Raw genomic sequence first — 12,922 nt, 5'->3', positions numbered from 1 at the left:
GGAAGGTCGAGCTGACACGGCACGATAAAGTGCCATGCACAGCCGTTGCATGCGCCACCCCGCGGGTCGGCGCTGCACGGCGCGGCGCTGCACGGCTTGCGTCTGCCACCCCGCCCGGCAATAACGCCTCCCATGACTGAGCTTCCCGAAGTGCGTGGCACGCTGACGCCGAACCGCCCCCTGAATGACCTCACATGGCTGCGCGTCGGCGGGCCGGCGGATTGGTTGTTTCAGCCCGCCGATCTGGAGGATTTGCAGGGCTTTCTGAAGGCGCTGGACCCGGCGATCCCGGTGTTCCCTATGGGCGTTGGCTCCAACCTGATCGTGCGCGATGGGGGCATCCGCGCCGTGGTGATCCGCCTCGGGCGGGGCTTCAATGGGATCGAGATCGAGGGGCGCCGGGTGACGGCGGGGGCGGCGGCGCTGGATGCGCATGTGGCTCGCAAGGCGGCGCAGGCGGGGGTGGACCTGACCTTTCTGCGCACCATCCCCGGGGCCATCGGCGGGGCGGTGCGGATGAATGCGGGCTGCTATGGCTCTTACGTGGCCGACCACCTGCAGGAGGTGACGGTGGTGTTGCGCGACGGCACGCTTGCCACGCTCTCGCCGCAGGATCTGAACCTTCAGTACCGCCAGTCCCACCTGCCGGAGGGGGCGGTGATCGTCTCCGCCACCTTCGAGGGCTCCGAGCGCGACCCGGCCACGCTGGAGACGCTGATGGAGGAGCAACTGGCCAGGCGCGACGCCTCCCAGCCGACCAAGGACCGGACGGCGGGCAGCACCTTTCGCAATCCGGCGGGATTTTCCTCCACCGGCAAGGCGGATGACACCCATGAACTGAAGGCGTGGAAGCTGATCGACGATGCGGGCATGCGCGGCGCGCGCGAAGGCGGGGCGGTGATGAGCGAGAAGCACTCCAACTTCCTCACCAACGCCGAGAATGCCAGCGCCGCCGACCTCGAAAATCTGGGCGAACGCATACGAAAAAAGGTTTACGAAACCAGCGGCGTAACGCTACAGTGGGAGATCATGAGGGTCGGCGAACCGGCCCCTGAAAAGGCAGGCGGCTGAGCGCTCAACGAAGCGGCTCAAGCATCAACGAAAACAAGGGCGAGACGCGCGAAACCAACGCGCGAGAACCGTCGCCCGGTGACAGAGGCGGACATGTCGAGCAGGACAGTCCAGAATGTTGTCGTCCTCATGGGCGGCCCTTCGGCAGAGCGTGAGGTTTCGCTCTCCACCGGGCGTGAATGCGCGAAGGCGCTGCGCACCGAGGGCTTTCACGTGGCGGAGCTGGACGCGGGTGATGACGTGGTGGAGCGGCTGAAGGCGCTGGCCCCCGATGTGGTTTTCAACGCGCTGCATGGCCGCTGGGGCGAGGATGGCTGCATCCAGGGCCTGCTGGAGTGGCTGCGTATTCCCTACACCCATTCCGGCGTGCTGGCCTCATCGACCGCCATCGACAAGGAGCGGACCAAGGCGCTCTACCGCGCCCACGGGCTGCCGGTGGCGGAGAGCCTGCTGGCCGGGCGCGACGAGATCGAGGCGGCCCATGTGATGCCGCCGCCCTATGTGGTGAAGCCCTATAACGAGGGCTCCTCGGTGGGCATCTACATCGTGAACAAGGATGCGAACTCCCCGCCGAAGCTGGCCGAGGATGCCGCGCAGGTGCTGATGGTCGAGGCCTTCGCGCCGGGCCGGGAGCTGACCTGCACGGTGATGGGCGAGGCGGCGCTTGGCGTGACCGAGATCCTGACCGATGGCTGGTACGACTACGAGGCAAAATACGCCGCAGGCGGCTCGCGCCACATCTGCCCGGCGGAGGTGCCTGAAGAGATCACCGAGACCTGCCGGGATTTTGCCCTGCGCGCCCATCAGGCGCTGGGGTGCAAGGGCATCAGCCGCACCGATTTTCGCTGGGATGACAGCAAGGGTGCCGAGGGCATCGTGCTGCTGGAGACCAACACCCAGCCGGGGATGACCCCCACCTCGCTCTCGCCCGAACATGCCGAGCACGCGGGCTACAGCTTTGGCGCCTTTTGCCGCTGGATCGTGGAGGATGCGTCATGCGGAAGGTGAAGGCTCCCGCCGATGCGCCGCGCCGCGACCCGGCGCCCTCCCGCGTGGCCTATCGGCTGGAGCGGATGTGGCTGACGCCGTTCTACCGCCGCCTGTTCCGCGTGGGCCTGCCCTGCGCCGCCGTGGCGCTGGCGGTCACTTGGTATTTTTCGGACGAGGGGCGCCGCAGCCAGATCACCGATGCCATCGCCGAGGCGCGGCGCTCGGTAGAAGAGCGGCCCGAGTTCATGGTGAAGATGCTGGCCGTTGAGGGCGCGTCGGAGGAGCTTTCGGGCGATATCCGGGCGCTGGTGCCTTACGAGTTCCCGCTCTCCAGCTTCGATATGGACCTCGATGCCACCCGCGAGGCGATCGAGCAGCTCGATGCCGTGGCCGGTGCCCATGTGCGCATCCGCCCCGGCGGCGTGCTGCTGGTTGAGATCGAAGAGCGTATTCCGGTGCTGGTCTGGCGCAAGCGCGACGGCACGCTGCTGCTGCTGGATGACACCGGCCACCCGGTGGCGCCGTTGATCTCGCGCGGGCTGCGGCCCGACCTGCCGCTGGTGGTGGGCCGGGGCTCCGACACGCCCACTGCCGTGGCCGAGGCGCGCGCCATCTATGCTGCCGCCACCCCGCTGGCGGGCCGTCTGCGGGGCCTCGTGCGCCGGGGCGAGCGCCGCTGGGATCTGGTGCTCGACCGCGATCAGGTGATCCAGCTGCCCGAGGCGGCCCCCGCCGCCGCGCTGGAGCGGGTGATCGCCCTCGACGAGGCAGAAGACATGCTGGGCCGCGATCTAGCGGTCATCGACATGCGTATTCCCGGCCGTCCGACGCTTCGGATGGCCCCAGGCGCGGTGGAAGAGTTCCGCCGGATCAAATCGCTCGAAATCGGAGGCTCGAACGGCTGATGACCGATCTCTATGAAAACCAGCGGGCCATGCGCCGGATGCGCAAGCAGGCGATGGACCGTGGCGTGATTGCCATTCTCGACGTGGGCACCTCGAAGATCGCCTGCCTCGTGCTCCGCTTCGACGGGCCGGGGCGCTTTCGGGAAGCCGACGGGGTGGGCAGCCTTGCCGGGCAATCCAGCTTCCGGGTGATCGGCGCAGCCACCACCCGCTCACGCGGCGTGTCGTTCGGCGAAATTGACACGATGCAGGAAACCGAGCGCGCCATCCGCACCGCCGTGCAGGCGGCGCAGAAGATGGCGGGCGTTCGGGTGGACCATGTGATTGCCGCCTTTGCAGGCGCGCGGCCCCGCAGCTATGGCCTCGACGGCGCGATTGAGCTGGCCGACAGCACGGTGAGCGAGGCCGATGTGGCCCGCGTGCTGGCCTCCTGCGTGGTGCCCGATTTCGGGCAGGGGCGGCAGGCGCTGCATGCCCATCCGGTGAACTTTGCCATCGACCATCGCTCCGGCCTGATCGACCCGCGCGGGCAGATCGGCAACCGGCTGGCCGCCGACATGCATCTGCTGACGATTGAAACCAGCGTTGTGCAGAACCTGCTCTACTGCATCAAGCGGTGCGATCTGGAGCTGGCGGGGCTGGCCTCCTCAGCCTACGTCAGCGGCCTTTCGGCGCTGGTGGAAGACGAGCAAGAGCTTGGCTCGGCCTGTATCGACATGGGCGGCGGGGCGACGACGCTCTCGGTTTTCATCAAGAAACACATGATTTACGCCGATAGCGTGCGGCTGGGCGGCGATCACATCACCCGCGACATCAGCCAGGGCCTGCAGGTCAGCCCGCAGAAGGCCGAGTGGATCAAGACCCGCCACGGCGGTGTGGTGGCGACCGGCATGGATGACCGCGAGATGATCCCGCTGGGCGGGGAGACGGGCGATTGGGAGCATGACCAGCGCCGGGTGTCGCGCAGCGAGCTGATCGGCATCATGCGGCCCCGGGTGGAGGAAATTCTGGAGGAGGTGCGGGTGCGCCTCGATGCGGCGGGGTTCGACCATCTGCCGAGCCAGAAGATCGTACTCACCGGCGGTGGCAGCCAGATCCTCGGCCTTGACGAGCTGGCAAGCCGCATTCTCGGCCAGCAGGTGCGCCTTGGCCGCCCGCTCCGGGTACAGGGCCTGCCACAGGCCGCGACCGGCCCGGCGTTTTCGACCGCGGTGGGGCTGTGCCTCTATTCCGCGAGCCCGCAGGACGAATGGTGGGATTTCGATATTCCGGCCGATACCTACCCGGCCCGATCCTTCAAACGAGCCATGAAATGGTTCCGCGACAACTGGTGAGCCCAATATGATGTGGGATACGCAAAATCCCGCCGAAACGGCTGAAGAAAACCACTATAAATTGTGGCCTTTTTGCGTTTTTCGGATGACGCATAGGGGCCAAGACGATAATGTGCCTTAAATTTCGAGTCATTTTTGGCGGTGGGGCGCTGAAGGTGGCAGCCCCGGGGACATAAACGAACAAACGACAGGCGGAACACAGATGACTTTGAACCTCACCATGCCGACCGAATTGGACCTCAAGCCGCGGATCACCGTATTCGGTGTTGGCGGGGCCGGGGGCAACGCCGTGAATAACATGATCGAGAAGCAGCTCGAGGGTGTTGAGTTCGTGGTGGCGAACACCGACGCGCAGGCGCTGCAGCAGTCGGCCGCCGCCAACCGCATCCAGATGGGTGTGAAGGTGACCGAGGGTCTCGGCGCAGGCGCACGGCCCACCGTGGGCGCCGCTGCTGCCGAAGAGACCATCGAAGAGATCATCGACCACCTCGCCGGCGCGCATATGTGCTTCATCACCGCTGGCATGGGCGGCGGCACCGGCACCGGCGCCGCGCCGATCATCGCACAGGCCGCCCGTGAGCTGGGCGTGCTGACCGTGGGCGTGGTGACCAAGCCCTTCCAGTTCGAGGGTGGTAAGCGGATGCGCCAGGCCGAGGAGGGCGTTGAAGCCCTGCAGAAGGTCGTGGACACGCTGATCATCATCCCGAACCAGAACCTCTTCCGCCTCGCCAACGAGAAGACCACCTTCACCGAAGCCTTCGCGCTCGCTGATGACGTGCTCTACCAGGGTGTGAAGGGCGTGACCGACCTGATGGTCCGCCCGGGCCTGATCAACCTCGACTTCGCCGACGTGCGCGCGGTGATGGACGAGATGGGCAAGGCGATGATGGGCACCGGCGAAGCCGAGGGCGAAGATCGCGCCAAGGTTGCCGCCCAGAAGGCCATCGCCAACCCGCTGCTCGACGAGATCAGCCTGAACGGCGCCAAGGGCGTGCTGATCAACATCACCGGCGGGCATGACCTGACCCTCTTCGAACTCGACGAGGCCGCCAACGAGATCCGCGAGAAGGTGGACAGCGACGCCAACATCATCGTCGGCTCCACGCTGGATACCGGCCTCGAGGGCTTCATGCGCGTCTCCGTCGTGGCCACCGGCATCGACGTGATGGACGAAGAGCGCGAAATCCCGGTGCCGCGCCGCTCGATGGCCGCGCCGCTGCCGCAGCAGTCGGCCGAGCCCGAGGCTGCCCCGGCCCCCGCGCCGATGCAGGAAGTGGCCGCTGCGCCGCAGGTGTCGATCACCGGCGCCCGTCCGGCGGAGCCGCAGCCCCAGCCCGCCGCTCCCGCGCCGCAGGCCGAGGCTGAAGAGCCCTCGCTCTTCCCCGCCTTCCGCTCTTCCGCCCGTGACGAGGCTGAAGTGGCGGGCGACGACCTGCCGCCCCCGGCCTACCGCCCGGCCGCAGAGGCCCAGCCGCTTGAGGCGGTCGAGCAGCCCGAGCCCGCTCCGGCGGCGCGCCCGGCGCCCGGCACCCCCTCGGCAGAAGCCCTGGCTCGCCTGCATCAGGCGGTGCGCAAGGTGCCCGGCGCCCACACCGGCGCCGCGGCCGAACAGCCCCGCGCCGCTGCTCCCGCGCCGCAGCCGCAGGCCCAGCCCGAGCAGCAGCCCGGTGCCGCCGCAAGCGCCGATCACAAGGCCCGCTTCGGCATCGGTTCGCTGATCACCCGGATGGCCGGCCACGGTGCCGAAGGCCAGCCCCAGCAGCCCGCTCACCGCGAGCCGCCGGTGCGCTCTGCCGCGGCCCAGCCGCAGCGTTCGGCCTACCAGCAGCCCCAGATGGACCACGAGGAAGAGGTCGATCCGGAGCAGGAACGCATCGAGATCCCGGCCTTCCTGCGGCGTCAGGCCAACTGATCCGGGTCACGATATCCCAATAGAGAAAGGGCCGGGCAACCGGCCCTTTTTTCGTTGCAGGGCAGGGGGATGCACCGCCTCCTTTATGTGCCCGGCAAGGCCCCGCCGCTGCCCGGGCGGGGGATGTTACAGACCGTTGCAAAGATTGAATTGTAGCTAACGCCTCACCCCCCTATCTCCGATGGGAACCGGGCGAGGTGGGCTCGGACGCAAAAACGTGACCTGAACAGACGGCGAAGTCCGAAGAGGCAATTGGTGCAAACGACGCTCAACAAATCAGTAACGCTTTCGGGCGTTGGCCTGCATTCGGGCCGTCCGGCGCGGATTACCCTGAAACCGGCGATGGCCGATCAGGGCATCTGGTTTCGCCGCACCGATGCGGTGGAGGGCGATGCCTTTTTGCCCGCCCGCTGGGATGCCGTGGTGGAAAGCCCGCTCTGCACCCTGCTGACCAACGATGACGGCGTGAGCCTCTCGACGGTGGAGCATGTGATGGCGGCCCTCGCGGGCTGCGGTGTGCACAATGCTCTTGTTGAAGTGTCCGGCCCCGAGGTTCCGATCCTCGATGGCTCGGCGGCGCCTTTCGTCTCCGCCATTCTGCGCGCGGGCCTGCGCGAGCTCGACGCCCCGGTGCGGGCGATCCGCGTGCTCAAGCCCGTCGAGGTGAAGCGCGGCGAGGCCGTGGCCCGGCTGGAGCCCTCCGAAAGCCTGATCATCGATTTCAGCATCGACTTTGAAGATGCCGCCATCGGCGCGCAGGACAAAGTGATGAACATGGCCAACGGCGCCTTTGTGCGCGAACTCTGCGACAGCCGCACCTTCTGCCGCGCCGCCGACGTGGAAGCGATGCGCTCCGAGGGCAAGGCCCTTGGCGGCACCTACCTCAACGCGGTGGTGGTGGAGGGCGACCGGGTGCTTTCGCCCGGCGGCTTGCGCCACGACGATGAGCCGGTGCGCCACAAGATGCTCGACGCGCTCGGCGACCTGGCCCTCGCAGGCCACCCGATCCTTGGCCATTACACCGGCGAGCGTGCCGGCCATGCAATGACCAACGCGCTGCTGCGGGCGCTCTTCGCCGACCCGGAGGCCTACGAAGTTGTGACCTGCGACGCAGAAATGGTGCGCCGCCTGCCCGGAACGGGCCTGAAATCGCGTGATCTGCGCCTCGTTGCCTGATCCGGCAGCGTTGCAGAGCGGACTCTTCGGGCGATTTGAACACCCTATGTGCAGCAAAGCCATTTTGCCCCGGAAAATCTTGTGCTACACCCCTCATAATCTCCGCGGCCCTTCTGCCGCGCGGGCAATAAAGACACGGGATTAGAGGCGAATGGCGGCTGAGACGGGGCGAGCGGGGCTGGCAGGGATCGTGGCGCTATCGCTGACGCTCTCGGGCTGCGGCTTTTTCCAGGCCAAGCCGGAGCAGTCGCTGGAAGACCTGACTCCGGAACAGATCTACAATCAGGGTGAGGCCACGCTGGAGACCGGCAAGCCGGACGACGCGGCCGAGCTCTTTGCCGAGGTCGAGCGGCTTTATCCCTATTCCGTCTGGGCCAAGCGCGCGCTGATCATGCAGGCCTTCGCCTATCACCGCGACCGCGATTACGAGAACAGCCGTGCCACAGCGCAGCGCTACATCGACTTTTACCCGGCTGAGGAAGATGCGGCCTACGCACAATATCTGCTGGCGCTGAGCTACTACGACCAGATCGACGAGGTCGGCCGCGATCAGGGCCTCACCTTCCAGGCGCTTCAGGCGCTGCGCGAGGTGATCGAGAAGTACCCGGACAGCGAATATGCCTCTTCGGCGATCCTGAAGTTCGACCTTGCCTTCGACCACCTTGCGGCGAAGGAAATGGAGATCGGCCGCTACTACCTGCGGCGGGGCCACTACATTGCCGCGATCAACCGGTTCCGCGTGATCGTGGAGGAATTCCAGACCACCACGCAAACACCCGAGGCGCTGCACCGTCTGGTGGAGGCCTACCTCTCGCTCGGCCTGACCGCCGAGGCGCAGACGGCGGGGGCGATTCTGGCGTATAACTACCGCGCGACGGAGTGGTACGACGATACCTACACCCTGCTGGCCCGCCGCAACCTTCAGGCCCAGGCCAAGGGCGACAGCTGGCTGCGCCAGATCTATCGCCAGACGATCAAGGGCGAGTGGTTGTAATCTGCGTGGTGGGTTGCACCCACCCCAGAGCTATCCGATAGGGTGAGGCCCATGCTGCGCGGGCTCGACATACGCGACATTCTCATCATCGACCGGCTGGAGCTGAGCTTCGCGCCCGGCCTCAACGTGCTGACCGGCGAGACCGGGGCGGGCAAATCCATTTTGCTCGACGCGCTCGGATTCGTGCTTGGCTGGCGTGGCCGCGCCGAGCTGGTGCGGGCGGGGGCGGAGCAGGGCGAGGTGGTGGCCGAGTTTTCGCTCGATGCGGCCCATCCGGCGCGGGCGGTGCTGGAGGAGGCGGGAATCCCGGCCGAGGATGAGCTGATCCTGCGGCGGGTGAATACGGTCGACGGGCGCAAGACCGCATGGGTCAACGACCGGCGGGTCTCGGGCGAGGTACTGCGGGCACTGTCGGATGTTCTGGTGGAGTTGCATGGCCAGCAGGACGACAAGGGCCTGCTGAACCCGCGTGGCCACATGGCCCTGCTCGATGAGTTTGCCGGGGTCGATCCGGCCCCGGTGCGGGCCGCATGGCGGGCACGGCGGGAGGCCGCGAAGGCGCTGGAAGAGGCGCGCGCGGCCCAAAAGGCGCTGGCGGAAGAAGAGGAATTTCTGCGCCATGCGGCGGGCGAGCTGGGCAAGCTCGGCCCGCAGCCCGGCGAGGAGGCAGAGCTGGACGCGAAGCGCCGGCTGATGCAGGCGGCGGCGCGGATTCGCAAGGATGTCCAGCGCGCCCATCAGGCGCTTGGCCCGGAGGGGGCCGAGGGGATGCTGGGCGATGCCACGCGCTGGCTCGATGGCGCGGCGGAGGCAGCGGAAGGCCAGCTTGATGCCCCGCTGGAGGCGCTCTCCCGCGCATTGGATGCCTTGGGCGAGGCCGAGCAGGGCGTGGGCGCGGCGCTGGATGCGCTCAGCCACGACCCGCATGAGCTGGAGGCCACCGAGGAGCGGCTCTTTGCCCTGCGCGGGCTGGCCCGCAAGCATGGGGTGGCGCCCGACGACCTCGCCACGCTGGCCGCCGAGCTGACCGCCAAGCTGGAGACGCTGGACGCGGGCGAGGGCGGCATTGCCAAGCTGGAGAAAGCCGCGCGCGATGCCGAGGCGGCCTATGAGGCGGCCGCAAGCAGGCTCACCGAGACCCGGCGCAAGGCGGCGGCGAAGCTCGACAAGGCGATGGGCGCGGAACTGGCGCCGCTGAAGATGGAACGCGCGGTATTCTCGACCGAGATCACCGCCGGTGATCCGGGACCGGACGGCGTGGATGCGGTAACCTTCACCGTGGCCACCAACCCCGGTGCGCCCGCAGGCCCGCTGAACAAGATCGCCTCGGGCGGCGAACTCAGCCGTTTTCTGCTGGCGCTGAAGGTCTGCCTGACGCGGCACACCACCGGGCTGACGATGATCTTCGACGAGATCGACCGGGGCGTGGGCGGGGCCACCGCCGATGCCGTGGGTCGGCGGCTGGCCGGTCTGGCGGCTTCGGGGCAGGTGCTCGTCGTCACCCACAGCCCGCAGGTGGCGGCGATGGCCGCGCATCACTGGCGGGTGGAGAAACGGGTGGCGAAAGGGCAGACGCTCTCGACCGTCACCCCGCTCGATGCGCCCGCGCGGGTGGACGAGCTGGCGCGGATGCTGGCGGGCGAACAGGTGACCGATGAGGCCCGCGCGGCGGCACGGGCGCTGCTGACGGGCTGAGCGCCCGACCCTTCAATGCGTTCAGCGGCGGCGGTAGTTGGCCAGCACGCGCTTGGTGCGTTCACGCAGCTTGGCGGCATCCCCGACCGCGCTCATGTCGGCGCAGACGTAATCGGCAGCAGCCTTCGCGTCGATCGGGCTGATCCGGTAGTTCTGCTCGATGCTCTCGATGAACTGCCAGTTGGCGCCATTGATGAGAGAGACGGTGGGCAGGGGGCCGCGTTTGCAGGAAATCATGATCGAACCGCTCTCGGCAGAGGCCGAAGCGGCGCCGAACGCGAGGGCAAGGGCGGCAGCGGGAAGGACAAGACGGTTCATGGCAGGCTCCAGGCTTTACGTTGGATCACAGCGAGACAACCGGAGCCAGCAGCGGCTCCGATTGGCTAAAATTAGCCTGAAATTCTGCCAAAAGTTTGTCTGAACCGGGACGGTGCCACGCCGCCCCGGCTAGTGACGCCACGTCGTGGCGCCGCAGGTCTTAACGGCGGCGGTAGTTGGCCAGAGCGGCGCGGGTGCGGCTGCGCAGCTTTTCGGCGTCGCCCACGGCATCCATGTCGGCGCAGACGTATTCGGCGGCGGCACGGGCCTGCTCGGGGGTCACGGCATAGGTCTTTTCGATGCTGTCGATGAACACCGGAGCCGGGCCGTTGATGATGGCGACCTTCGGCAGCGGGCCGCGCTTGCAGGAGATCTTCACATTGGCGGAGGCAGCGGTGCCGCCGAGGGAGAGGGCGAGGGCAAGGGCAACGGTCGGATGGATAAGACGCTTCACGGGAGGCTCCTGACGCTGATCGGGGTCGCAAAATGAAAAGAAGCGAAGCCAGTTCGGCTCCGCTTCATATTTCGTAAACCAAGATCATGCCCAAAATTGGGCGATCTTGCGGCCTCCTTGCAGCCCTGTCCGGAGTGGCCGGGGCGGGCTGCGCGGCGGCTCAGCGGCGCTCGTAGGGCGCGGTCGCCTCGTAGGTCAGATCGACGAGATAGTCGAGGTCGCCCACGGCGCCCATGTTGCCGCAAACCTGCTTGGCCACGCGGGTCGCTTCCTTCTCGGTCATCACGAAATTCTCCATCAGGCTGGCGACGAAGTTTTCGTAGTGGCCGTTGATCATCGGGTTCGACGGGATCGGGCCGCGGTTGCAGTGAATGACGAGGCGCGCATCCGCAGATTGCGCCACCATGATGCCGCTCAGCGCAAGGGCGAGCGTTGCTGTGATTGCTTTGAGTTTCATTGGGTTACCACCTTCTCCTAATGCGCCACCTTATACGCTTTAACCCGCCGTTAATCTACTGAGTCGCTGTGCTTCTGGTTAATTGCACACAAATTTTATTGGTCTCTTCAATTGTTTCCCGGACGGATGATTTTTCCCGGATTCAGGAGGTTCTGAGGGTCCAGCGCGGCCTTCAATTCGCCCATCACGCCCCAGGCCTCGCCGTGCTCGGCTTCCATCAGGTGCAGCTTGCCCATGCCCACCCCGTGCTCGCCGGTGATGGTGCCGCCAAAGGCCAGCGCGCGCTCGGCCATCGTGTCGGCAATCTGCTTGGCGCGGGCCATCTCGGAGGGGTCTTCCGGGTCGACCAGCAGGATGGCGTGAAAGTTGCCGTCGCCGACATGGCCGAGGATCGGGCCTTCGAGCCCGGCCATGGCGATATCCTGCGCGGTGATCTCCACCGCCTCGGCCAATCGGGAGATCGGCACGCACATGTCGGTCACAATCGCCTTGGCCCCTTTCCGCGCCGCGAGGATCGCCCAATAGGCGTGGTGGCGCATGGCCCAGAGCGCGGTGCGGTCTTCGGCCTTTTCGGCCCATTTGAACGCCTGCCCGTTCATGTCGCTCACCAGCTCGCCAAAGAAGCGGGCATCGGCGGCAACGGAGGTTTCGGAGCCGTGAAACTCCACCAGCAGATGCGGCATCACCGGCAGGTCGGCACCGGAGTAGGCGTTGACGGCGGCCACGGTGGGGCCGTCGACAAACTCGATCCGCGCCATCGGCAGCCCGGCCTGAATGGTGGCGATGACGCAATCGACCGCGTCGCCCATCTTTTCGAAGGCGCAGGTGGCGGCCGCCGTGGCCTCGGGCTGGCCCTGAAGCCGCAGGGTCAGCTCGGTGATCAGGCCCAGCGTGCCCTCGGAGCCGACCATCAGGCGCGTCAGGTCATAGCCGTTGGAGGCCTTGCGCGCACCGCTCCCGGTGCGGATCACCTCGCCGCTGGCCAGCACCACCTCGAGCGCCAGCACGTTCTCGGCCATCGTGCCGTAGCGCACGGCGGTCGTGCCGCTGGCCCGGGTGGAGGCCATGCCGCCCAGCGTGGCATTGGCGCCCGGATCGACCGGGAAGAACAGGCCGGTGGCCCGGAGTTCGTGGTTCAGCGCCTCGCGGGTCACGCCGGGCTGCACCACGGCGACCATGTCCTCGGGCCGGACCTCGAGCACCCTGTCCATCCGGGTGAAATCCACCGCGATGCCGCCCTTGATCGCCAGCCCGTGCCCCTCGAGCGAGGTGCCCGCGCCCCAGCCCACCACCGGGCAGCGCGCGGCGGCGCAGGCCTTCATGATCGCGGCCACCTCTGCCGTGGTCTCGGGGTAGGCCACCGCCTCGGGCGGGGTGAGGGGAAAATGGGTCTCGCTGCGGCCATGCAGGTCCAGATCACTCTTGGACCGGCTGAGCCGATCGCCTAGAACGGCCTCAAGGCCGGTCTGCGCCTCGTGGAAAGGCATTGTTCCTCCTCGCGTTCACCGGACGCCACCCTAGGCGATGCGGGCCGTCCGGGGAAGGGCGCGCGCGGGTTCGCAACTGCAAGATGAGGGCGCGGGTGAGCGAGAGCGACAGGCAGGGCGGAAGGGCAG

General features: G+C 67.2%; 12 protein-coding genes. 8 read left to right on the top strand and 4 right to left on the bottom strand.

What is annotated here, in order from left to right:
• Window positions 1-132: 132 nt before the first annotated feature.
• The 8 genes from murB (at window position 133) to recN (ending at window position 10,077) form a co-directional block, all read left to right on the top strand.
• Complete coding sequence (gene murB, locus ACUXVX_RS14855) at window positions 133-1,071, top strand: UDP-N-acetylmuramate dehydrogenase (RefSeq protein WP_446308898.1); 939 nt, start codon at window positions 133-135, stop codon at window positions 1,069-1,071.
• Window positions 1,072-1,164: 93 nt separating this feature from the next.
• On the top strand, window positions 1,165-2,079 hold the full coding sequence (locus ACUXVX_RS14850; RefSeq protein ID WP_446308897.1) for a D-alanine--D-alanine ligase: 915 nt from the start codon (window positions 1,165-1,167) through the stop codon (window positions 2,077-2,079).
• Entirely contained in the window at window positions 2,067-2,966 is a 900-nt protein-coding gene (locus ACUXVX_RS14845) for a cell division protein FtsQ/DivIB (RefSeq protein ID WP_446308896.1), read from the top strand. The genes ACUXVX_RS14850 and ACUXVX_RS14845 overlap by 13 nt, the downstream gene beginning before the upstream one ends.
• Window positions 2,966-4,300, top strand: coding sequence for a cell division protein FtsA (gene ftsA / locus ACUXVX_RS14840; RefSeq protein ID WP_222468829.1), 1,335 nt, complete (start codon window positions 2,966-2,968; stop codon window positions 4,298-4,300). The genes ACUXVX_RS14845 and ftsA overlap by 1 nt, the downstream gene beginning before the upstream one ends.
• 202 nt (window positions 4,301-4,502) lie before the next feature.
• Entirely contained in the window at window positions 4,503-6,212 is a 1,710-nt protein-coding gene (gene ftsZ / locus ACUXVX_RS14835; RefSeq protein ID WP_446308895.1) for a cell division protein FtsZ, read from the top strand.
• Between the two features lie 255 nt (window positions 6,213-6,467).
• Window positions 6,468-7,388, top strand: coding sequence for a UDP-3-O-acyl-N-acetylglucosamine deacetylase (lpxC, locus tag ACUXVX_RS14830; protein WP_222493849.1), 921 nt, complete (start codon window positions 6,468-6,470; stop codon window positions 7,386-7,388).
• Between the two features lie 151 nt (window positions 7,389-7,539).
• Window positions 7,540-8,382: an outer membrane protein assembly factor BamD gene (locus tag ACUXVX_RS14825; RefSeq protein WP_222468832.1), complete on the top strand. Its 843-nt coding sequence runs from the start codon at window positions 7,540-7,542 to the stop codon at window positions 8,380-8,382.
• A 51-nt stretch (window positions 8,383-8,433) separates the two neighbouring features.
• Entirely contained in the window at window positions 8,434-10,077 is a 1,644-nt protein-coding gene (gene recN, locus ACUXVX_RS14820) for a DNA repair protein RecN (protein WP_446308894.1), read from the top strand.
• Window positions 10,078-10,098: 21 nt separating this feature from the next.
• On the opposite strand, the gene ACUXVX_RS14815 is transcribed toward recN, so the two are convergent.
• The 4 genes from ACUXVX_RS14815 to ACUXVX_RS14800 form a co-directional block, all read right to left on the bottom strand.
• Window positions 10,099-10,395, bottom strand: a complete 297-nt coding sequence (locus ACUXVX_RS14815) for a hypothetical protein (protein WP_446308893.1) — start codon at window positions 10,393-10,395, stop codon at window positions 10,099-10,101.
• A 160-nt stretch (window positions 10,396-10,555) separates the two neighbouring features.
• On the bottom strand, window positions 10,556-10,849 hold the full coding sequence (locus ACUXVX_RS14810; RefSeq protein WP_222493843.1) for a hypothetical protein: 294 nt from the start codon (window positions 10,847-10,849) through the stop codon (window positions 10,556-10,558).
• Between the two features lie 160 nt (window positions 10,850-11,009).
• Window positions 11,010-11,306, bottom strand: coding sequence for a hypothetical protein (locus ACUXVX_RS14805; RefSeq protein WP_222468836.1), 297 nt, complete (start codon window positions 11,304-11,306; stop codon window positions 11,010-11,012).
• Between the two features lie 107 nt (window positions 11,307-11,413).
• Window positions 11,414-12,793, bottom strand: a complete 1,380-nt coding sequence (locus tag ACUXVX_RS14800) for an FAD-binding oxidoreductase (protein WP_446308892.1) — start codon at window positions 12,791-12,793, stop codon at window positions 11,414-11,416.
• Between the last annotated feature and the right edge of the window lie 129 nt (window positions 12,794-12,922).

Source organism: Vannielia sp. SX4, from assembly GCF_052828525.1.
Note: the sequence above shows the minus strand (reverse complement) of the source record. Positions and strands in the feature narration are given on the sequence as shown.